General features: G+C 42.4%; 19 protein-coding genes. 2 read left to right on the top strand and 17 right to left on the bottom strand.

Translation table 11 applies throughout. The features are described from left to right. Positions 1-65: 65 nt before the first annotated feature. Positions 66-299 carry an HPr family phosphocarrier protein gene (locus FXV78_RS10195; RefSeq protein WP_004843006.1) on the top strand — a complete coding sequence of 78 codons (234 nt, stop codon included), beginning with the start codon at positions 66-68 and terminating at the stop codon, positions 297-299. A 52-nt stretch (positions 300-351) separates the two neighbouring features. On the opposite strand, the gene thiI is transcribed toward FXV78_RS10195, so the two are convergent. The 12 genes from thiI to FXV78_RS10135 all read right to left on the bottom strand — a co-directional run bounded on the left by thiI (position 352) and on the right by FXV78_RS10135 (position 13,005). Continuing rightward, positions 352-1,533: a tRNA uracil 4-sulfurtransferase ThiI gene (thiI, locus tag FXV78_RS10190; RefSeq protein WP_004843005.1), complete on the bottom strand. Its 1,182-nt coding sequence runs from the start codon at positions 1,531-1,533 to the stop codon at positions 352-354. A 47-nt stretch (positions 1,534-1,580) separates the two neighbouring features. Continuing rightward, positions 1,581-2,738: a cysteine desulfurase family protein gene (locus FXV78_RS10185; protein ID WP_004843004.1), complete on the bottom strand. Its 1,158-nt coding sequence runs from the start codon at positions 2,736-2,738 to the stop codon at positions 1,581-1,583. A gap of 39 nt (positions 2,739-2,777) precedes the next feature. Further along, positions 2,778-3,518 (bottom strand): 16S rRNA (uracil(1498)-N(3))-methyltransferase, encoded by a 741-nt coding sequence (locus FXV78_RS10180; RefSeq protein WP_004843003.1) that lies wholly within the window; start codon positions 3,516-3,518, stop codon positions 2,778-2,780. A 16-nt stretch (positions 3,519-3,534) separates the two neighbouring features. After that, the gene (gene prmA, locus FXV78_RS10175) at positions 3,535-4,491 is read right to left on the bottom strand and encodes a 50S ribosomal protein L11 methyltransferase (protein ID WP_004843002.1); all 957 of its coding nucleotides are present in this window, start codon (positions 4,489-4,491) and stop codon (positions 3,535-3,537) included. A gap of 91 nt (positions 4,492-4,582) precedes the next feature. Then, positions 4,583-5,026 (bottom strand): MOSC domain-containing protein, encoded by a 444-nt coding sequence (locus tag FXV78_RS10170; protein WP_004843001.1) that lies wholly within the window; start codon positions 5,024-5,026, stop codon positions 4,583-4,585. A 6-nt stretch (positions 5,027-5,032) separates the two neighbouring features. Beyond that, entirely contained in the window at positions 5,033-6,013 is a 981-nt protein-coding gene (moaA, locus tag FXV78_RS10165; RefSeq protein WP_039959705.1) for a GTP 3',8-cyclase MoaA, read from the bottom strand. Next, complete coding sequence (locus FXV78_RS10160; RefSeq protein ID WP_004842999.1) at positions 5,986-6,486, bottom strand: MogA/MoaB family molybdenum cofactor biosynthesis protein; 501 nt, start codon at positions 6,484-6,486, stop codon at positions 5,986-5,988. Before FXV78_RS10160 ends, moaA begins: the two co-directional genes overlap by 28 nt. Further along, complete coding sequence (moaC, locus tag FXV78_RS10155) at positions 6,483-6,986, bottom strand: cyclic pyranopterin monophosphate synthase MoaC (protein WP_004842998.1); 504 nt, start codon at positions 6,984-6,986, stop codon at positions 6,483-6,485. The genes FXV78_RS10160 and moaC overlap by 4 nt, the downstream gene beginning before the upstream one ends. Before the next feature lie 99 nt (positions 6,987-7,085). Then, the gene (locus tag FXV78_RS10150) at positions 7,086-8,909 is read right to left on the bottom strand and encodes an ABC transporter ATP-binding protein (RefSeq protein WP_004842996.1); all 1,824 of its coding nucleotides are present in this window, start codon (positions 8,907-8,909) and stop codon (positions 7,086-7,088) included. Beyond that, a complete protein-coding gene (locus tag FXV78_RS10145; protein WP_004842995.1) occupies positions 8,902-11,136 on the bottom strand; it encodes an ABC transporter ATP-binding protein in 2,235 nt (744 codons plus the stop codon). The genes FXV78_RS10150 and FXV78_RS10145 overlap by 8 nt, the downstream gene beginning before the upstream one ends. Positions 11,137-11,154: 18 nt before the next feature. Then, positions 11,155-11,643, bottom strand: a complete 489-nt coding sequence (locus FXV78_RS10140) for a MarR family winged helix-turn-helix transcriptional regulator (RefSeq protein WP_004842994.1) — start codon at positions 11,641-11,643, stop codon at positions 11,155-11,157. A gap of 207 nt (positions 11,644-11,850) precedes the next feature. Then, complete coding sequence (locus FXV78_RS10135; RefSeq protein ID WP_039959704.1) at positions 11,851-13,005, bottom strand: DUF4317 domain-containing protein; 1,155 nt, start codon at positions 13,003-13,005, stop codon at positions 11,851-11,853. A gap of 302 nt (positions 13,006-13,307) precedes the next feature. On the opposite strand from FXV78_RS10135, the gene rd reads away from it, so the two are divergent. After that, positions 13,308-13,469, top strand: a complete 162-nt coding sequence (gene rd / locus FXV78_RS10130; protein WP_004842991.1) for a rubredoxin — start codon at positions 13,308-13,310, stop codon at positions 13,467-13,469. 52 nt (positions 13,470-13,521) lie between these two features. Here rd and pflA read toward each other — a convergent pair whose 3' ends face one another. From pflA to FXV78_RS10105, 5 genes are all read right to left on the bottom strand, one after another. Then, the gene (gene pflA / locus FXV78_RS10125) at positions 13,522-14,250 is read right to left on the bottom strand and encodes a pyruvate formate-lyase-activating protein (RefSeq protein WP_009245899.1); all 729 of its coding nucleotides are present in this window, start codon (positions 14,248-14,250) and stop codon (positions 13,522-13,524) included. A 77-nt stretch (positions 14,251-14,327) separates the two neighbouring features. After that, complete coding sequence (gene pflB / locus FXV78_RS10120) at positions 14,328-16,580, bottom strand: formate C-acetyltransferase (protein ID WP_004842989.1); 2,253 nt, start codon at positions 16,578-16,580, stop codon at positions 14,328-14,330. 222 nt (positions 16,581-16,802) lie between these two features. After that, a complete protein-coding gene (locus FXV78_RS10115; RefSeq protein ID WP_105084812.1) occupies positions 16,803-18,680 on the bottom strand; it encodes a hypothetical protein in 1,878 nt (625 codons plus the stop codon). A 227-nt stretch (positions 18,681-18,907) separates the two neighbouring features. Beyond that, positions 18,908-19,435 carry a hypothetical protein gene (locus tag FXV78_RS10110; RefSeq protein ID WP_044950041.1) on the bottom strand — a complete coding sequence of 176 codons (528 nt, stop codon included), beginning with the start codon at positions 19,433-19,435 and terminating at the stop codon, positions 18,908-18,910. Between the two features lie 105 nt (positions 19,436-19,540). Further along, positions 19,541-21,364 carry a hypothetical protein gene (locus FXV78_RS10105; protein ID WP_105084811.1) on the bottom strand — a complete coding sequence of 608 codons (1,824 nt, stop codon included), beginning with the start codon at positions 21,362-21,364 and terminating at the stop codon, positions 19,541-19,543. Positions 21,365-21,577: the final 213 nt, after the last annotated feature.

The raw sequence follows: 21,577 nt of genomic DNA, 5'->3' as shown, positions 1-21,577 counted from the left end.
TTCTCGTAGAATATACCTAGAGTACAGATACTCGAAGCATTGTATATCAAGGAGGGACTTTTATAATGAAAACAGTACAGATTTCTTTAAACTCAATCGACAAAGTAAAATCATTTGTAAACGAAATCACAAAATATGACAACGATTTTGATTTAGTGTCCGGAAGATATGTGATAGATGCCAAATCAATTATGGGAATTTTCAGTTTGGATCTTTCTAAACCGATCGATCTGAATATTCACGCTGATTCTAATCTGGATGACATCCTAGCTGCACTGGATTCTTACATCATCAAATAATGAAATCATTTATTTTTAGGCTGTCTCTTTATGAGGCAGCCTTTTTATTGTCCTATTTTACCATGATCGTTTCAACCGTATCGATTGCTGTCTGCATCAGCTCATCAATCTTCTCATCCAGATTTCTCTCGGATTTCTCAATACGCTCCAGATTCGGTTTTGTCACCGGATGCTTGGCAACAAAAATCGTACAGCAGTCTTCATACGGCTGGATCGATGTCTCGTACGTATCAATCTTTTCAGAAATATCCACGATTTCTTTTTTATCAAATCCGATCAGCGGACGGTAGACCGGAAGCGTACATGCTGCATTGGTTGCCATAAGGCTCTGCATCGTCTGGCTCGCAACCTGTCCGATACTTTCTCCGGTGATCAGTCCCAGGCAGCCATCCTGTTTTGCAAAATGCTCTGCGATCTTCATCATGTATCTTCGCATAATAATCGTCAGTTCTTCATGCGGACACTTCTCATAGATATACAGCTGAATGTCTGTAAAGTTGACTACGTTGAGCTTGATCGGGCCGGAATACCTGGAAACCAGTCTTGCCAGATCCACCACTTTTTCTTTTGCACGTTCACTCGTATACGGTGGTGCATGGAAATACGTTGCTTCCAGAGCGACACCGCGTTTTGCGATCATATATCCGGCAACCGGGCTGTCGATACCACCGGAGAGCAGGAGCATGGCACTTCCGTTAGTTCCTACCGGCATTCCGCCCGGCCCCGGAATAATCTCTGAGTACAGATAAATCTCTTCCCGTACTTCCACATTCAGACGAATCTGCGGATTGTGTACGTCTACTTTCATCTCCGGGTACGCATCCAGGATCACACCGCCCAACTCACAGTTCAATTCCATAGAATTCAACGGATAAGACTTTCTGCTTCTTCTTGCTTCAATCTTAAATGTCTGGTTTTTCTCAGGGTACACTTCTCCGATATATTTTTCCACATCTTTTTTCAGCTGTTCAAATCCATTGTCCTGCAGACGCACAACCGGGCAGATTCCTACGATACCAAACACTCGTTTCAAACTTTCCACAGTCTCTTCGTAATCGTATTCGCCTTCACAGTCCACATACACTCTCCCCTGTGCTTTGTGTACATTAAATTCTCCGTCCACATCCTTCAATGCAAAACGGATCTGACGCACCAGAGCGTCTTCAAACAGATACCGGTTCTTTCCTTTGATCCCGATTTCTCCGTATTTAATCAAAAATGAATGAAATCTCATGATATTCTCCTTTATTTATCCTTTTCTTTTGGACTCTTTATCAAGCATCAATGTCTTGTATATCTTCTCAGCATCGGTACACAATTATATAGCGTTTCCAATGTATAGTCAATTTCTTCTCTGGTTGTAAATTCAGACATGCTGAAACGGATCGTCGCATCCAGATACTCTTTTCCTGCTCCGATGCCCTTTAACACCCCGCTGATTGCCGGATGGTTGGACGCACATGCAGAACCTGAGGATACGTAAATTCCTTTCTCTTCCAGCGTATGCAGAAGCACTTCACTTCGAATCCCTGCAAAGCCCACACTGATGATATGCGGTGCACTGTTTTCATCGGTCATCCCGTGAACGGTTGTATTTTCAATCTTCGCGATTCCTTCAATAAAATACTCTTTGAGTTCCCGCATCAGTGCAGTCTTCATATCCAGATCATGGTAGATCATCTTTGCCGCTAACCCGAGTCCTGCAATCCCCGGAACGTTCTCTGTACCGGAACGGACATTTTTCTGCTGTTCTCCGCCAAACACGATTGGTTTGATCTTAACTTTCTCACTGACATATAAAAATCCAGTTCCTTTCGGTCCGTGGATCTTATGTCCGCTTCCTGTCAGCAGATCGATCTTCTGACGCTTCGGATAAATCTTATACTTTCCGAATCCCTGTACGGCATCCGAATGGAACAGAATATCCGGATTATATTCCTTCACAATCCGGACAGCCTCATCGATCGGCTGCACTGCTCCTACTTCGTTATTCACATACATGACGGAAACCAGAATTGTCTCGTCACACAACGCCTCTTTCAGAGCTTCCAGCTTGATGCGTCCCATGCTGTCCACCGGAAGATAGGTCACACGAAAGCCTTCTTCCTCTTCCAGATAACGCATCGTATTCAAAATCGCCGGATGCTCTATAGATGATGTGATCAGATGATTTCCTCTTCTTTTGTTTGCTTTTGCTGTTCCAATGATCGCCAGATTGTCACTTTCTGTACCGCCGGACGTAAAATAAATTTCTTTTGCATTGACCTTCAGAATTTTTGCCAGAATTTCTTTTGCATCCTTGATATAATGCTCCGCATCCACACCTTTACGGTGCATGGAAGACGGATTTCCATAGTCCTGACACATCACTTTATATACCAGTTCTCCCACCTCTGTGTAACCTCTGGTAGTCGCCGAATTGTCCAAATATACTTCCATGATACCTTCCTTTTCACTTCTTCTCAATATTAAACTATGTTACTCTCTTTCCAGATGATACATCAGAATTGACAGGATCGTCATCCCCGCTGTCTCTGTTCGTAAGATTCTTCTTCCCAGAGTCACCGGAACTGCCCCTATCTCTTTTGCAGCTTCCACTTCTGCCTCTTCAAAGCCGCCTTCCGGACCGATAAAAATCCCGACTGACTGTCCAAAAGAAACAGAGGCGATCAGCTGCTTTGTGGCGTTTATCCCTGCTGCCTTCTCATAAGGGATCATCTTAACATCCAGCTGACGCGCGTATTCCAGCGCCTCCTTCCATTTCATCACCGGAAGTACTTCCGGAACGATCCCTCTTCCGGACTGCTTCGCCGCACTCTCTGCGATGGCATTCCATCTGTTCACTTTTTTCTGCGCTTTCTTCTCGTCCAGCTTTACAACCGCCCGCTTCGTCGCGACCGGCACGATTGCGTGTACGCCAAGCTCTACACACTTCTGAATGATCCATTCCATCTTATCTCCCTTTGGAAGACCCTGGAACAGATAGATCGGGCAGGAAAGTTCCGTGTCCGACTCCTGCTGCTCCACAATAGAAAGCACCACTCTTTCTTCCAGCAGTTTCTCGATCCGGCACAGGTATTTCCGGTTCACATCATCGTGTACACTGACTTCCTCTCCAACCTTCATACGAAGAACATGTACGATGTGGTTTACATCGGTTCCCTCTATATAAATGTTTTCCCCCTGCACCTGAGAGTCATATACAAAAAAATTCTGCATGGATCTTAATCCTTCCTTATCCGTTCTTTCTCGCCGTCACAGAAACCCACTCGCCCTGATACGTCACTTCCAGGACTTCCAGACCTGCTGCTTTAACTGCCTCTACCACTGTCTCTTCTTTGTCATCAATAATTCCGCTGGTGATGTAGATTCCACCGTCTTTGAGCTGATCCACGATCACCGGTGTCAGTGCGACCAAAACATCTGCCAGAATATTTGCAACGACAATGTCATATTTTCCATAACCAACTTTGTCCTGCACGTCTTTGTCATCAATGACATTTCCGATCATCACTTCGTACATCTCTTTACTGATTCCGTTGACTTCCATGTTCTCATAAGTTGCCTCGATCGCACATGGATCCAGATCTGTTCCAACGGAATATTTTGCGCCGAATTTCAAAGCCAGCATTCCCAGAATACCGCTTCCGCATCCCACATCAAGGATTGTTGTCTCCGGCGTTGTATATTTGCGGATCTGCCGGATACAAAGCTGGGTTGTCTCATGCATTCCTGTTCCGAATGCAGTCCCCGGATCGATATGGATCACCATTTTATCATTGTCTTCCGGTTTTACTTCCTCCCAGGATGGGATAATCAGAATGTCATCCACATAGAACTGATGAAAATACTGCTTCCAGTTATTTACCCAGTCCACATCCTCTGTCTGAGACTCTTCGATCGTACACGCCCCCACGTTCAAATAGGATGCCATATCCTGTAATTCTACACGCACATCAGCAAGTACCTTTTCTTTATCTTCATCCTCCTCCAGATAAAAACTCAGGTATGCCACACCGTCATCTGCCTCTGTCTCCGGCAGGATATCAACGAACATCTGCTCTTTGTCCGACTGTGTCAGCGGAACTTTATCTTCAATCTCGACCCCCTGGATTCCCAGATCCATAAGCATACTGCTGACAATATCCTCCGCCTCTGTTGTCGTTGTCAGACGAAATTTATTCCATTTCATATTTGTTCCTCCGTTTACTTTTGCTTTTTACACTATATTACGTTTCTTTTATTTCTGCAAGAAAATCTTCTCTCACTTCGTATCGAAATGGTTACTGCTCACCTTGACCCAAAATGTACATCTCATCCCCGCAGGAAATCCGTCCGCCGTGAATGACCCTTGCAAATACACCTTCTCTTGGCATGATGCAGTCTCCCATCTTCTGAAAAATCTCACATCCGTGATGACATTCCTTTCCAATCTGTGTCATCTCTAAAATAACTTCGTTGCACTGAAACCGGGTTCCCACCGGAAGATTTTTAAAGTCAAATCCCTCTACCACCAGATTTTCTCCAAATGCACCATCTGCAACCTCTGCTCCTCTTGCCCGAAACGCCTCAATCTTTTCATAGGAAAGAAGACTGATCTGACGATGCCACTTTCCCGCATGGGCATCCTCTTTGATTCCAAAATTTTCTATAAATTCCGCACTTTTCACGTTCGTCTTTTGCGTTCCCTTTGCCGGGCTCGTACACACTGCTCTTACAATTCCCATTTCAACCTATCCTCCGATTTTTGACATCTCACGCTGTTCGAGACTTTCGTCCGCTTTTTCTGTTTCAAACTGATGGCAGCGCAGCTTTTCATAAATCAACCGCTCGAATACCTGCTTCAGTTCTTTATCATCCGTCTGCCCTCTTAAAAGGGATCTCATATCCACTCCCTGTGCGAACTGCAGACAGGGCTTCACAAAACCTTCAGCCGTCATCCGAATCCGGTTGCAGTCTTTGCAGAACTTATGGGAGATCGCACTGATAAATCCAATCTTTCCCTGAAACCCAGGAAACTCCCAGTATACTGCCGGACCATTTCCACGCACTGCCCCTGAATCCGGCTTTGCTGCACCATATATATTTTCCAGGTTCTTCTGTATCACTTCCTGCATACTTCCCTGATAAGCTTTTCCAAGACCGATCGGCATCATTTCAATAAAACGCACATCCAGCGGATACTCTTTTGCCAATGCTGCAAGCTTTCCCCACTGAAACTCATTACATTCATTCAGCGCCACGCAGTTTATTTTCACACGCATCCCCTGCTCCAGTGCCGCCCGAATGCCTTCCATTACCTGCAACAAACAGTCCTTTCCTGTCAATTCCTGATACTGCGCTCTGTCCATCGTATCCAGACTGATGTTAACCGCAGAAATCCCAGCCTTTTTGAGTGCAGGCAATTGATCTTTTAACAGGATTCCGTTTGTCGTCAGCGTCACCTGCTCGATTCCCGGAATCCGGCAGATCATCTCTGCAAGGTCTTCAATACCCTTTCGCACCAGCGGTTCGCCGCCTGTCAGCTTGATCCTGGAAATCCCAAGTTCTGCCCCGATCCGGCACATCCTTGCGATCTCATCAAACGTAAGGATCTCATCGTGAGAAATCTGTCTGATTCCCTCTTTCGGCATGCAATACACACAGCGCAGATTGCACAAGTCCGTGACGGATACTCTCATATAATTTATGTTTCTTTCAAACTGATCCCGCATTCTCCTGTCACTCCTTTTAAAATTTCCAGTCCATGTGACAGTGTAGGCAAAATATACTCCAGATTTTCTTTCACCGCTTTCGGACTACCCGGAAGGTTAATGATCAGTGTCTGATTTCGAATCACCGATACCCCGCGGCTCAACATCGCTCTGGGGGTAATAGCCAGTGACGCATACCGCATTGCTTCTGCAATCCCCGGCGCATTTCGGGTAGCTACATTCATCGTTGCTTCCGGTGTACAGTCTCTTTGCGAAAACCCGGTTCCTCCTGTCGTGAGGATCAGATCCATCTCTTTCTCATCACTCAACTCTTTTAATACCGTCTCGATCTGCGTCTGCTCATCCGGAAGTAACCTGTATTCCGCCACTTCATATCCGGCTTCTTTCAACATCATCTGTACCAGCTCTCCGCTTTTATCTTCCCGTTCGTTTCGAAATCCCTTGTCGCTCAATGTCACAACTGCTGCCTTCATCTTCCCTCTTCTCCTCTGTCTTCCATTCTCGGATTTACGATCTCTCCACTCTTTCCTCCGGTCTTTTTACAAAGATAAATATCCTGTATTTCCATAAATTTATCCAGAGCCTTACACATATCATAAATCGTCAGAAGCGCCACACTGACACCTGTCAGCGCCTCCATCTCCACTCCGGTCTTTCCGGTCACTTTTACCGTACAAAAGCAGGTGATCTCCAGATTTTTAGGATCCTTTTCAAAACGGATCTTACAGTTCGTGATCGGCAGGATATGACACATCGGAATCAGATCCGCCGTCCGTTTCACACCCATGATCCCGGCTGTGGTCGCCACAGAAAGCACATCGCCTTTTCCGACCGTTCCGGCTTCAATCGCATCATACACGTCCCGGCTGACTTTGATCTTTCCGGTTGCTGTTGCTTCTCTTACCGTCTCTTTTTTCTCTGTCACGTCTACCATGCGGGCTTTTCCCTCCGCATCAAAATGTGTCAACGGCATACTCTTTTGCCCCCTTTTTTGTCATATTTTTTAGTATAACATATTTTTTCACGAAACACAAAACCGACAGGAAAGTCTCCTCTCCTGCCGGTTCTTATATTATGCCACTTCCGTTGTTTTCTCAAACTGTGAGTTATACAGATCCGCATAGAATCCGCCTTTTGCCAGAAGTTCTTCGTGATTTCCCTGCTCTACGATATCTCCGTCTTTCATAACAAGGATCATATCTGCATCCCGAATCGTTGACAGACGATGAGCAATCACAAAGCTGGTACGTCCCTTCATCAGGTTATCCATGGCTTTCTGGATCAATACCTCTGTCCTTGTATCTACAAAACTTGTCGCCTCATCCAGAATCAGGATCTTCGGATCTGCCAGAATTGCCCTCGCGATCGTCAACAGCTGTTTCTGACCCTGAGACACATTGTTTGCTTCTTCATTCAGTTCCATATCATATCCGCCCGGCAGTGTCTTCACAAACTGATGCACATGAGCTGCCTTGGCTGCCTGGATCACTTCTTCATCCGTTGCATCCAGTTTTCCGTATTTGATGTTGTCCCAAATACTTCCATTGAACAGCCAGGTATCCTGCAGCACCATTCCGAACATTTCACGCAGTTCACTTCTGTTGAAATCTCTGACGTCATGTCCGTCAATCTTGATCGCACCGCTGTTTACATCGTAGAATCGCATCAGAAGCTTGATCATCGTTGTCTTTCCTGCTCCGGTCGGTCCTACAATTGCAATTTTCTGCCCCTCTTTTACTTCTGCTGAGAAGTCATTGACAATGATCCTATCCGCATTGTATCCAAAATGAACATGATCAAAGCTTACATTTCCTTCCAGATTTTCTACCGATACCGGATGCTCCACAGTCTGATCTTCCTCTTCTTCCTCCAGAAATTCAAACACTCTCTCGGACGCCGCAGCTGTCATCTGCAGCATATTTGCAACCTGTGCGATCTGCTGGATCGGCTGTGTAAAACTTCTGACATATTGAATGAAAGACTGAATATCTCCCACTTCAATCGTTTTCTTGATCGTCAGAAATCCTCCCAGAATCGCAACGACTACATAGCCAAGATTTCCGATAAACTGCATGATCGGCATCATCATTCCTGAAAAGAACTGCGATTTCCATGCAGAGTCATACAATTTGTCATTGGTTGCATCAAACTCATCAATTACATTTTCTTCTTTATTAAAAGCCTTGATAATACTGTGACCACTGTAAACTTCTTCCACCTGTCCATTCACATTTCCCAGATACTCCTGCTGTCCGCGGAAATATTTCTGAGAATGCTTCATGACAAATCCGATCAGCAGCATGGAAATCGGGAGAATAATCAGTGTCACAAGTGTCATCAAAGGACTGATCGTAAGCATCATGATCAGCACCCCAATCAGCGTTGTCACGGATTGAATCATCTGTGTCGCACTCTGGTTCAGACTCTGTCCCAGTGTATCAACATCATTGGTCACTCTGGATAACACTTCTCCGACTGGTTTTGTATCAAAATAGTTCATCGGCATACGATTGATCTTCTCTGAGATTTCTTTTCGCAAACGGTATGTTGTTTTCTGAGAAACCCCCGTCATCAGATATCCCTGAATAAACGAGCACAATGTGCTGACCAGATATAATGCAAGTGTCAGCAGCAGGATCTGTCCAATCTTTTCAAAGTCCATCCCGCTTCCGCCGGATACTTTGCTCATCAGACCGTTGGCAATTTCCGTTGTTGCTTTTCCAAGAATCTTTGGTCCGATAATCGTAAATGTTGTTCCGCAGACTGCAAAGATCACGATCAACAGCATCTGCACCTTGAATACACTCATATAATGAAGCAATTTCTTAAGTGTTCCCTTTAAATCCTTTGCTTTTTCATCCGCTCCTTGCGGACCCATATGTCCATGTCTAGGCATTTGCTCCCGCCTCCTTCCCACTGAGATTCAATTCTGCCTCCGAAAGCTGTGAAGCCGCGATCTGGCGGTATACCTCACAATTTTCCAGAAGTTCGCTGTGTGTTCCGATTCCGGCAACTCGTCCCTCGTCCAGCACAATGATCTGATCTGCATGCAGGATCGTACTGATTCGCTGCGCCACTATCAAAACCGTACTGTCTTTTGTCTTTTCTTTCAATGCTCTTCTCAAGATAACATCTGTTTTATAATCCAGCGCCGAGAAACTGTCATCAAAGATAAACAGCTCTGGATGTTTCGCGATCGCTCTTGCAATGGACAATCTCTGTTTCTGTCCGCCAGATACGTTGGAACCGCCCTGTGCAATGTGACTGTGATATTTCTCCGATTTTGCTTCAATAAACTCTTCCGCCTGTGCGATTTGTGCAGCTTCCTTCATCACAGCTTCGCCACCATCCGGATTTCCGAATAAAATATTAGAAGCAATATCTCCGGAAAACAGAACTCCCTTCTGTGGAACATATCCGATCTTATCTCTCAGCATATGCTGGGATACTTCCCGGACATCCACACCATCCAGAGTGATCGATCCTTCTGTCACATCGTAAAATCTCGGGATCAGATTAACCAGCGTAGATTTTCCGCTTCCGGTACTTCCAATGATCGCTGTAGTCTCTCCCGGCTTTGCTGTAAAATGGATATCGTGAAGCACATCTTCGTCCGCTCCCTGATATCGAAAGGATACATGTTCAAATTTCAGGACACCTTTTTCCGATTTCTGGAACTCTGCGGCTTCTTTCGGATCCTCAATTACAGATTTGCTTGTCAAGATCTCTTCAATACGATCTGCAGATACCGCTGCTCTTGGAAGCATGATCGAGATCATACAGATCATCAAGAATCCCATGATAATCTGCATCGTGTACTGAATAAATGCCATCATATCTCCAACCTGCATCTGGCCGTCACTGATTCCATGTGCTCCATTCCATACGATCAGCACAGAAATTCCATTCATGATGAACATCATGGTAGGCATCATAAACGTCATCGCACGATTGACAAACAGACTGGTCTTCGTCAGATCAATATTTGCCGCATCAAATCGTTTTTCCTCATACTTTTCCGTACTGAATGCCCGAATCACCGGAAGTCCTGTCAGAATCTCCCTTGTCACCAGATTCAGCTTATCGACTAATTTCTGTAAAATCTTAAACTTTGGCATTGCAACTACAAACAGCACCAATACCACACATGCAATCAGACCAACCGCAAATGCAATGATCCAGGACATAGAAACATTCGTCTGAAATACCTGATACACTCCTCCGATAGCCAAAATCGGTGCATACAGAACCATCCGCAAAATCATCACTGACAGTACCTGTACCTGCTGAATATCATTCGTGCTTCTGGTAATCAGGGATGCGGTAGAAAAATGGTCAAATTCATTGTTGGAAAATCCGACCACCTTTCGGAACACATTTCCTCTGATATCGCGTCCCACTCTGGCACCCACTCTGGCTGCCAGATAACAGACCAGAATACTTGCTGCCATTCCAAGAAGTGCCAATGCGATCATCTTTCCCCCTGTAGCAAAGAGGTAGTGATACTGTAGTCCCTCCACATCAATTCCCAGATCCTTGTAAACCCCTTTTGCATAACTCATCGCTGCCTGCTCCAGGATCATATCCGGCATATCCTTCATTTCTTTCTGAAGTTCCTTCGTCAGCTCCTCCCTTGCTTCTGACGGCAGCATCTGCAAAATATCAAATACTGTCGTATCTTCTGTCAGCATTTCTTTCGGAATCTGTTGTTTTAACATCTCTTCCGCTTCCTGCGTCTTCTCGCTTCCGGACTCAAATCCGGAAGTGATCATCATTGGAAGCGCCAATGCGTCTTCCACTTCTTTAAGCTCTGTCTCATTTTCTTTCACAGCTTCCTTGAGCACAAATGCCGGTTTGTCATAAGAATCCTCATTTTTTTGATAAGCATCCTTCACGGTCTGTAAATCATTCTCTGACACAAACAGCATTAGCTTATTCCATTCTTCTTCTGAAATTGCTGTTGGTGCCTTGTCTTCAATTCCGCCCTGTAGGATTCCGACATTGACAATATCCGACGTATATGCCGGAAGCGACAGATCGCAATATGCCTGTACGATCAAAATCGCCACGATTGCGATCACCGCCTGCCAGTAATGCAGAATATACTTAAATAAATTTTTCATACGCTCTCCTTTCCTGCCTTATCTCTCTGTTTTACTTTCTCCTGATGTATGAAACCTTGGTTCTTCTTTTAAGTTGTCAAAAATCTGAATCATAATTCTTCGCAAAAGAAGCTTCTCTTCCTGACTGATGCCTCGGAACATGATTTCATCCATCTGCATGGCTACTTCCTTTACATGTTCAATGCAAGCCTTTCCCTTTTCATCCAGATACAGACGCATGATCCTTTGATCCTTTTCGTCCGGCTGTCGTTTGATAAATCCAGCCTTCTCCATCTTCTGAATCGCAGATGTAATAGACGGCGCCGTCACATTCAGCTTTTTTGCCAGCTCCTTCTGAGAAAGAGGCTTTTGAGAAACAGCTTCCTCATGATGCAGCATAAACAGGATGCCTGCCTGACTCTTATTCAGCCCATACTTGTCAAACATCTTCTGTGCCCGCAGTCCGCCCTGATGAACCACCATCCCAAAGAGTCCGACACTTGGAACCTTATCCAGATCACAGCGCATTGCTATACCTCCTTTTTAATTAGTTAGATATCTAATCGATATATTAGTATTATCTTCCAAAAAAATCAAGCATTAATATAATTTTTCACATTTTTTTAATATTTATGCCAATAAACTAGTTAGATGTTTAATTATTTTCATTTCGTAAAAAAGCAGTCTCTGATCAACATCTGAGACCGCCAGATAAAAATCCCGTTATGTTCTATTTTATTCCTCTTCTTCTGTGCTTTTTTTGCGCTTCAGAGTCCTTACATTTACTCCATTAACTTCAATATGATCATCTACAGCAATGACCAGACACTGCCTTCCATCTATCACTCTCGTTTCGATCAGATCCGCCCGTTCCGGATTGACTTTAATCACAATATCCGGCGTTTCAATCTGAAACTTTTTTGTCTCCGTAATATTGGTTGCAAGAAGAGAAGTCTTTTTCCCTGCTGTCTCTTCATAATTTTGATCAAAACACTCCATTTTTTCCGAAGAAACGCCGCTCTTTTCAAATACCTTGCGTACATCGGTCTTATCCAACTGCAGCGGTTCCTGTTCTTCTTTATGTTCCTCAATCATGTCATTCAAAGTATCATGGATATTGCGGATCGTCTCATAATCTCCGTCTTCTCCCAGAGTATCCTCGATCAGCATCTGAAATGTCTCCTTCTGCGTGTTGGCTGACATCGGCATCCTTGCTCCCAGCAGCTGCTCAATCAACTCCGGCTGCAAATCCTCTGATTTCTTCGTATAATAGAGTACTCCATGAATATCCGTGCTTCTGTCATTAAAAGCCGGAAACAAAAATCCCTTGTCCGGCATATCTACCACCCAGTCCCGGATACGATCCTGAATACAATTGCTCTCTGCATTGTAACTTAATCCTGCCTTTGACAACGAAACCGGACAGATACTGCACACCAAATACTCATACACTTCATCGGATGCGTCAAACATCTCCAGATTGTCAGACGATCTGCCCGGCACATCATACATTGCATGGATTAAAATAATATAATAATTCTCCGCATACTCATATGTAGCGATTACTTTGTCATAAAATTCTTCCAGGAGCATGTCATCTTCCAGCTTACTGGCTTTTAGTTTCATTAAAAATTCCTGTGTCCCGCCTGGCATCTCCTGGTCGATCGGGAATTCCATATTCAACATATTTTTCCCCATCGTCCCGGAAAGTGTCTTTTTAAAAATGTCAAAATATTTAAACGCCTCTTCCTCAGGCAAAGATAAAAATGCCGATTTTGATTCCATCTTTTTATTTTTCTCATGATCCACATAGCAGCCGGCAATTCTTGTGATCGCGCAATTTGCCGGTGTAAACTGCTTACGGATTTCTAATACTTCTTTTTTATTCATAATAAATTTCTCCCTCCAGAATATAAGAAAGGGTCCTGCAACAACCAGAACCCTTTGATACAACTGCTAATTATATTATATGGACAGCCTGTATGGATGTCAATATTGTTTTCTATTTACCATGCTCCTATTACTCCATTCTTTTACTGTTTCATTATTTTATTAGCTCTTCTTATATCAATAATAATTACTATTATTATAATTAATTACAAATTTCTATTTTTTAGTAGACTTATCGTTTTGTTTTGGTTATAATACATATGTTAAATGCTTTCGTTAAAAATTAAAGGAGGACTATTTTTATGAAAAAATATTTATGTGAAGCATGTGGATACATTTATGATCCTGAAGTAGGCGATCCAGACAACGGTGTAGAGGCTGGAACAGCTTTTGAAGATATCCCGGAAGACTGGTTATGTCCACTGTGCGGACTTGGAAAAGACGCATTTGTTGAAACAGAATAATGCATAAAAAGTATCGCTCATCATCTCAGGCGGATGATGAGCGATTTCTTTTTTATTTTCCTGTATGAAGCAATTCATTCGCATTGCGGATCCGCTCTTCTGTCGGAGGCTCGATCCCCTCCAGCGGATATTCCATCCCCAGTTCTTTCCACTTATACTCTCCCAATGTATGGTACGGAAGTACTTCCACTTTCTCTACATTGGAGAGTGTCTGAATGAATGCATCCAGCTTTTTCAGATATTCATCATTATCACTTCTCTCCGGAACCAGTACGTGACGAATCCACACCGGTTTATTGATGTCACTTAAATATCTCGCCAAATCCAGAATATTCTGATTCGTATGACCAGTCAAAATCTTGTGCTGCTCATCGTCAATATGTTTGATATCCAAAAGAAGCAGATCTGTATATTTCATCAGTTCCTCAAACTTACTAAAAAACGGTTCTTCTCTTGTAAAAGGTGCTCCACTTGTATCGATTGTTGTGTGGATTCCTTTTTCTTTTGCTTTCTTAAACAATTCCAATAAGAAGTCGATCTGCAAAAGCGGCTCGCCTCCGCTGACTGTAATTCCACCGGATTTTCCCCAATAACTGCGGTATTTCCATGCTTTGTCCAACAATTCATCTGCTGACATCTGCGTTCCTGTCTTCATACTCCATGTATCCGGATTATGGCAGAACTGACAGCGCATTGGACATCCGCTCACAAAAATAAGAAAACGGACTCCCGGTCCGTCTACGGATCCAAAACTCTCTGTTGAGTGTATATATCCTTTCATTTGCTTGATTCCCTTTCTCTTGATATTTAAAAAGGGACGTAGCATCCTGTTTGTACTACGTCCCTGTGAATTACAAATTACAGTGCTTTATGGCATGTTCTTGCAATTACGTCTAACTGCTGCTCACGTGTCAGGTCGATAAATTTAACAGCGTATCCTGATACACGGATTGTGAAGTTTGCATATTCTTCTTTCTCTGGGTGCTCCATAGCATCGATGAGTTTCTCTGTTCCGAATACGTTTACGTTCAGGTGATGTGCTCCCTGATCAAAGTATCCGTCCATTACGTTAGCCAGATTTACTTTTCTCTCATCGTCATCATGTCCAAGTGCTCCAGGGCTGATTGTCTGTGTATTAGAAATTCCGTCCAGTGCTTCTTCGTATGGAAGTTTTGCAACTGAGTTCAGAGAAGCTAACAGACCATTCTGCTCTGCACCGTAAGATGGGTTTGCTCCTGGTGAAAGTGGTTCCCCAGCTTTTCTTCCGTCTGGAAGAGATCCTGTAGCCTTACCATATACAACGTTAGATGTAATTGTAAGGATAGATGTTGTTGGCTCAGAGTCTCTGTATGTGTGGCATTTTTTCAGTTTGCTCATGAATGTTCTTAACAGCCATACAGCAATCTCGTCAGCACGGTCATCATCGTTACCGTATCTTGGGAAGTCTCCCTCTGTCTCGTAGTCAACAGCAAGTCCGTTTTCGTCACGGATTACTTTAACTTTTGCATATTTGATCGCACTTAAAGAGTCTACTACGTGAGAGAATCCAGCGATACCTGTAGCAAATGTACGTCTTACATTTGTATCGATCAGAGCCATCTCTGCTGCTTCATAGTAGTATTTATCGTGCATGTAGTGAATCATGTTCAATGTATCTACATACAGTTTAGACAGCCATTCCATCATCTGGTCATATTTGTCCATTACTTCATCATAGTCAAGGTACTCTGATGTGATTGGGCTGTATTTTGGAGCAACCTGTGTTTTTGTCTTCTCATCAACACCACCGTTGATTGCGTAAAGCAGACATTTTGCAAGGTTTGCACGTGCTCCAAAGAACTGGATCTCTTTTCCTGTCTGTGTTGCAGATACGCAGCAGCAGATAGAATAGTCATCTCCCCATACTGGACGCATTACATCATCGTTCTCGTACTGTACAGAACTTGTCTTGATAGAAATATAAGAAGAATATTTCTTGAAGTTCTCTGGCAGATTAGAAGAATATAATACTGTCAGGTTTGGCTCTGGTGAAGGTCCCATGTTCTCCAGTGTATGAAGGAAACGATAGTCGTTCTTTGTTACCATAGAACGTCCGTCCATTCCGATACCACCCATTTCCAGTGTAGCCCATACCGGGTCTCCTGAGAACAACTCGTTATAAGATGGAATTCTTGCGAATTTAACCATTCTGAACTTCATAACGATGTGGTCGATCAGTTCCTGAGCTTCTGTCTCTGTCAGTGTTCCGTTCTTTAAGTCTCTTTCAATATAAATGTCAAGGAATGTAGAAATACGTCCAACGCTCATTGCAGCACCATTCTGAGTTTTGATTGCTGCAAGGTATCCGAAGTACAGCCACTGCACAGCTTCTTTTGCGTTTGTAGCTGGTCTGGAAATATCAAATCCGTAAACAGCAGCCATTTCTTTCATTTCTTTTAATGCTTTGATCTGATCAGCGATTTCTTCACGAAGACGGAAATCTGTTCCTTTCATTCCGTGTCTTTCACCCTCGATAAAATCATTCTGTTTCTGCTCGATCAGGTAATCGATTCCGTAAAGAGCTACACGACGGTAGTCACCTACGATACGTCCTCTTCCGTATGTGTCCGGAAGTCCTGTGATTATCTTGCTGTGACGGGCTTTTTTCATCTCAGGTGTGTAGATATCGAATACTCCCTGATTGTGTGTTTTATGATATTTTGTGAAGATCTCGTGCAGTTTCGGGCTTGGCTCATATCCGTATGTTGTACAAGCCTGCTCAGCCATTTTAATACCACCGTATGGCATAAATGCTCTCTTCAGCGGTTTGTCTGTCTGAAGACCAACAACCTGCTCTAAATCTTTCATTTCTTCGTTAATATATCCCGGGCCATACGCTGTCAGTCCAGAAACTACTTCTGTCTCCATATCCAGAACGCCGCCTTTTGCACGCTCTTCTTTCTGCAGTTTCTGAAGCTCTCCCCATAATTTGTCAGTTGCCTCTGTAGGTCCAACCAGGAAAGATTCATCACCTTCATATGGTGTGTAGTTGTTCTGGATGAAGTCACGAACGTTAACTTCCTCTTTCCAGAGTCTTCCGTTAAATCCTGACCACTGTTCAAACTGTGCCATCGTTTAAAATCCTCCTTCAATGTACATGAATAATTTTCTCTTTCTTACGGGTCTTAGTATACCATTATGTTAAAAGAAAGACAAGAGAAAACAGGAATGATTCTCGTTTGTATTTGATTTAGTACAATCTGAAAATTTTAAAAAAATATTGCCAAAAACGCACTGCATTTTTGGCAATATTCTCATTTCTTATAACCGAAAACCGTCTATTCGTTTTTCAGATTATTTGAATTTTTTTACTAATACTGCAAGGATTGCTGCAAGACTGACACCTGCCGGTAATGCTGCAGCTGCTGCACTTGTCTCATCTCCGGTCTTTGGAGAATTTTTCTTCTTATCTTCTTTCTTAGTATCCTCTTTTTTGTCGTCTTTATTATTTGTGTCTTCTTTGTCAGGATCTTCTGGTTTCTCTGGTTTATTTGGCTCCTCTGGATCCGGAGTTTCCGGTTTATCCTCTTTGATCTTTGTTACGCTCAGCTGTAATGGTGTCTCTTTGTACAGCTCTACCTGGAAATCTCCAACTTCCTGTAACTCATATCCTTCCGGTACCCACTCTGTGATCTCTCTTGTGTGGAAGATTCCGTCTCCATCACCATCAACAAAGTAATCTCCGCCTGCTACTACTTCATCATTATTCTCAGCATCTACAAACTGGATTTTTACGATGGAAGAAAGGTCACCTTTTTCTACAACCATTGTATGTCCGCCTGTGGATCCAAATGGAATTGTGATTTCTGTTACCTGATCTCTGTCGTTGGACAGCTTGTATCCTGTTGGAAGATTGAAGTCTACACCAAGTCTGAATACCGCGTCTTCTCCATCAGCGCCTTCTGCTGTTACTGTTTCTGTTGTAACAACTTCTCCGTTCGGAGTTTCAAATGTAATGTGAAGCACTGCTTCTCTGATCTCTACATCTTTCTTTACAGAAACATATACGTATCCATCTCTAATGATGCAGTCTGAACTTACCAATGCATATCCTTCCGGCATATATCTTGTCAGAATTGCCATGTTTACGCATGATGTATCAATTGACACCTGTACCGGTACTTCTGCTACCTGTTTCTCAGCATCCTCATCATAGTAATTGATCTTTACATTCTGTACTTCTTCTGCTGGTGCTACGGATACATATACATATCCGTCTCTGATGATACAGTCTGTACCTTCGATTGTATATCCTTCTGGAAGATATCTTGTCAGGATTGCCATATTTACACATGATGTATCAATTGATACCTGTACCGGTACTTCTGCTACCTGTTTCTTTGCTGCTTCATCATAGTAATTGATTTTTACATTCTGTACTTCTTCTGCTGGCGCTACGGATACATATACATATCCGTCTCTGATGATACAATCAGAACCTTCAAGTGTATATCCTTCTGGCAGGTATCTTGTCAGGATTGCCATATTTACACACGATGTATCAATTGATACCTGTACCGGTACTTCTGCTACCTGTTTCTTTGCTGCTTCATCATAGTAATTGATTTTTACATTCTGTACTTCTTCTGCTGGCGCTACGGATACATATACATATCCGTCTCTGATGATACAATCAGAACCTTCAAGTGTATATCCTTCTGGCAGGTATCTTGTCAGGATTGCCATATTTACACACGATGTATCAATTGATACCTGTACCGGCACTTCTGCTACCTGTTTTCCAGCTGCTTCATCATAATAATTGATTTTCACATCCTGTGTTTCTTCGACAAGTACTTTCTTTACCTCGGCATATACAAAATAAGAATCCTGTGTCTCTCCACCTGCTACCGAATAGATACCTTCTACCAATTCATATCCTTCTGGAAGATATTTTTTCACAGTTTCTGCCGGCAATACTTCATATGTATCTTTCGGATCATCACCCCAACGATAATCCTCCACTTTTTCATTGTTAAATTGCACAAAGATAGATTCATTGTTGTCTGTATCTCTAAAATTAATTTCACCAGAAATACTATCCCAACTATCGCTCTCCGTCTCCACCTTTTCCACTGGCTCTGCTGCAAACACTGGTGCAACGTTCGCTGTTGCAATTGAAACAACCATAACACCCGTCAGGCATACGCGCATTAATTTTTTCCTGTACATACTACTTTCCTCCTATTATAACTTTTAGTTTCCCCTTAAATAACAAACCATTTCAAATTTCCGTAACGTTTGCTACCTAAACACTTCTAGTGTATATTCGAATCTTTTTTTTGTCAATACTTTCCAATATTCTATGAAAAATTGCTGTATTTTTTATATTCTTTGTCATAAAAAAATACCGGTAACCTGATATCTCTCCAAAACTGATATCCCTTTACCGGTATTTCTTATTCCCACGTAATATCCTCAACCTCATACACTGATACAACATTTGTCTGATAATTGACTACCATCTGCATAGTATATATCTTTTCAAATGCCTGGTCATTTCTCATTCCTCTTACAGTAGTCTTGCAATCAACAACAGCAACTTCTTTCTCATTGTATGTTGCTTTTTTTGTACTTTTAATTTCTGGAGACACATCTTCTATTATGACTACACTGTCTTTATAAAATGATTCTCTATCTTGTTTCAGTTTTTCTTTCTGTTCTTTATTGGCAATACTCTGATATAAACCTTTATTTATCGCTTCTTTATCTCTTGTATCACTGCTAATTGCTAAAAAAGATTTTACCCAATTTGTAATTCCTTCTTGAATCACTCCGGTATCAGCTTCTGAAAGTGATTTATCTGTAATCTTCAATTGCTCGTATATCGTTAATGGAGTTGCTTCTTCCGGCTTATTCTTACTACATCCACACATGCAAATCCCTACTATACATATAATTGTCAAAATCTTCATATACTTTTTCATTGTATATTCATTCCTCTCGTATAGAAAAATATTGCCAAAAACGCACTGCATTTTTGGCAATATTCTCATTTCTTATAATTGAAAACTGTCTATTCGTTTTTCAGATTATTTGAATTTTTTTACTAATACTGCAAGGATTGCTGCAAGACTGACACCTGCCGGTAATGCTGCAGCTGCTGCACTTGTCTCATCTCCGGTCTTTGGAGAATTTTTCTTCTTATCTTCTTTCTTAGTATCCTCTTTTTTGTCGTCTTTATTATTTGTGTCTTCTTTGTCAGGATCTTCTGGTTTATTTGGCTCCTCTGGATCCGGAGTTTCCGGTTTATCCTCTTTGATCTTTGTTACGCTCAGCTGTAATGGTGTCTCTTTGTACAGCTCTACCTGGAAATCTCCAACTTCCTGTAACTCATATCCTTCCGGTACCCACTCTGTGATCTCTCTTGTGTGGAAGATTCCGTCTCCATCACCATCAACAAAGTAATCTCCACCTGCTACCACTTCATCATTATTCTCAGCATCTACAAACTGGATTTTTACGATGGAAGAAAGGTCACCTTTTTCTACAACCATTGTATGTCCGCCTGTGGATCCAAATGGAATTGTGATTTCTGTTACCTGATCTCTGTCGTTGGACAGCTTGTATCCTGTTGGAAGATTGAAGTCTACACCAAGTCTGAATACCGCGTCTTCTCCATCAGCGCCTTCTGCTGTTACTGTTTCTGTTGTAACAACTTCTCCGTTCGGAGTTTCAAATGTAATGTGAAGCACTGCTTCTCTGATCTCTACATCTTTCTTTACAGAAACATATACGTATCCATCTCTAATGATGCAGTCTGAACTTACCAATGCATATCCTTCCGGCATATATCTTGTCAGAATTGCCATGTTTACGCATGATGTATCAATTGACACCTGTACCGGTACTTCTGCTACCTGTTTCTCAGCATCCTCATCATAGTAATTGATCTTTACATTCTGTACTTCTTCTGCTGGTGCTACGGATACATATACATATCCGTCTCTGATGATACAGTCTGTACCTTCGATTGTATATCCTTTTGGAAGATATCTTGTCAGGATTGCCATATCTACATATGATGTATCAATTGATACCTGTACCGGTACTTCTGCTACCTGTTTCTTTGCTGCTTCATCATAGTAATTGATTTTTACATTCTGTACTTCTTCTGCTGGCGCTACGGATACATATACATATCCGTCTCTGATGATACAATCAGAACCTTCAAGTGTATATCCTTCTGGCAGGTATCTTGTCAGGATTGCCATATCTACATATGATGTATCAATTGATACCTGTACCGGTACTTCTGCTACCTGTTTCTTTGCTGCTTCATCATAGTAATTGATTTTTACATTCTGTACTTCTTCTGCTGGCGCTACGGATACATATACATATCCTCCTCTAATTTCACAATCAGAGCCTTCAAGTGTATATCCTGCTGGAAGATATCTTGTCAGAATCGCCATATCTACTACTGATGCATTGCTGGACACCTGTACCGGCACTTCTGCTACCTGTTTTCCAGCTGCTTCATCGTAGTAATTGATCTTTACATTCTGTACTTCTTCTACAGGTGCTTTCTGCATAACTCTAACTTCAATCACAGCACCCTGTAACGCATGGAAATCTCCCATTGATTTTCTTTCATATCCAGCTGGAAGATACTGATCCAACATCTCATAATTGTAAATGCCTTCATCGAAGCTAAGGTTTTTCTCGTCAATTACATTGCCTCTCTCATCTACAAATTTAACTGTTACATCTGCTCCTACTGCTCCTGCGCCTGGTTCCTGTACTGTCTCTTCTGCTGGTGCTTCAGCTGCAAATACTGGCGCTACATTTGCTGTTGCAACAGTCACAACCATAAGTCCTGTTAAGCATGCGCGCATTAACTTTTTCCTATACATGTTTCTTTCCTCCTAAACATTCTCTTAACTATAAATGAGCAAGTTCGTGATTTTGCATAAAAGAAAGACACCTCGATTCCGTGTGTTGTATAATGAAAGTGCCAAAACAAACATTTGCAACATTTACGAAAGAAGGTGTCCCTCGCAAATACTATACATCATTCCTCATTCATATACAACCAGTTTAAGAAATTAAATTTATGCAAATTTTAT

Source organism: Mediterraneibacter gnavus ATCC 29149, assembly GCF_008121495.1.
GTDB classification, from domain to species: Bacteria; Bacillota; Clostridia; order Lachnospirales; family Lachnospiraceae; genus Mediterraneibacter; species Mediterraneibacter gnavus.
This window is presented reverse-complemented; position numbering and strand designations above follow the sequence as displayed.

Bases quoted from the DNA above. Each gene is read 5' to 3' on its own strand.
- rd (WP_004842991.1), top strand. From the start codon at position 13,308: ATGAAAAAATATTTATGTGAAGCATGTGGATACATTTATGATCCTGAA.
- moaC (WP_004842998.1), bottom strand. From the start codon at position 6,986: ATGCCGTTGACACATTTTGATGCGGAGGGAAAAGCCCGCATGGTAGAC.
- FXV78_RS10135 (WP_039959704.1), bottom strand. From the start codon at position 13,005: ATGAATAAAAAAGAAGTATTAGAAATCCGTAAGCAGTTTACACCGGCA.
- FXV78_RS10160 (WP_004842999.1), bottom strand. From the start codon at position 6,486: ATGAAGGCAGCAGTTGTGACATTGAGCGACAAGGGATTTCGAAACGAA.
- FXV78_RS10170 (WP_004843001.1), bottom strand. From the start codon at position 5,026: ATGGGAATTGTAAGAGCAGTGTGTACGAGCCCGGCAAAGGGAACGCAA.
- FXV78_RS10195 (WP_004843006.1), top strand. From the start codon at position 66: ATGAAAACAGTACAGATTTCTTTAAACTCAATCGACAAAGTAAAATCA.
- pflA (WP_009245899.1), bottom strand. From the start codon at position 14,250: ATGAAAGGATATATACACTCAACAGAGAGTTTTGGATCCGTAGACGGA.
- FXV78_RS10140 (WP_004842994.1), bottom strand. From the start codon at position 11,643: ATGCGCTGTGATCTGGATAAGGTTCCAAGTGTCGGACTCTTTGGGATG.
- FXV78_RS10185 (WP_004843004.1), bottom strand. From the start codon at position 2,738: ATGGAAGTATATTTGGACAATTCGGCGACTACCAGAGGTTACACAGAG.
- thiI (WP_004843005.1), bottom strand. From the start codon at position 1,533: ATGAGATTTCATTCATTTTTGATTAAATACGGAGAAATCGGGATCAAA.
- FXV78_RS10145 (WP_004842995.1), bottom strand. From the start codon at position 11,136: ATGAAAAATTTATTTAAGTATATTCTGCATTACTGGCAGGCGGTGATC.
- FXV78_RS10110 (WP_044950041.1), bottom strand. From the start codon at position 19,435: ATGAAAAAGTATATGAAGATTTTGACAATTATATGTATAGTAGGGATT.
- FXV78_RS10150 (WP_004842996.1), bottom strand. From the start codon at position 8,909: ATGCCTAGACATGGACATATGGGTCCGCAAGGAGCGGATGAAAAAGCA.
- FXV78_RS10180 (WP_004843003.1), bottom strand. From the start codon at position 3,518: ATGCAGAATTTTTTTGTATATGACTCTCAGGTGCAGGGGGAAAACATT.
- prmA (WP_004843002.1), bottom strand. From the start codon at position 4,491: ATGAAATGGAATAAATTTCGTCTGACAACGACAACAGAGGCGGAGGAT.
- FXV78_RS10115 (WP_105084812.1), bottom strand. From the start codon at position 18,680: ATGTACAGGAAAAAATTAATGCGCGTATGCCTGACGGGTGTTATGGTT.
- pflB (WP_004842989.1), bottom strand. From the start codon at position 16,580: ATGGCACAGTTTGAACAGTGGTCAGGATTTAACGGAAGACTCTGGAAA.
- FXV78_RS10105 (WP_105084811.1), bottom strand. From the start codon at position 21,364: ATGTATAGGAAAAAGTTAATGCGCGCATGCTTAACAGGACTTATGGTT.
- moaA (WP_039959705.1), bottom strand. From the start codon at position 6,013: ATGCGGGATCAGTTTGAAAGAAACATAAATTATATGAGAGTATCCGTC.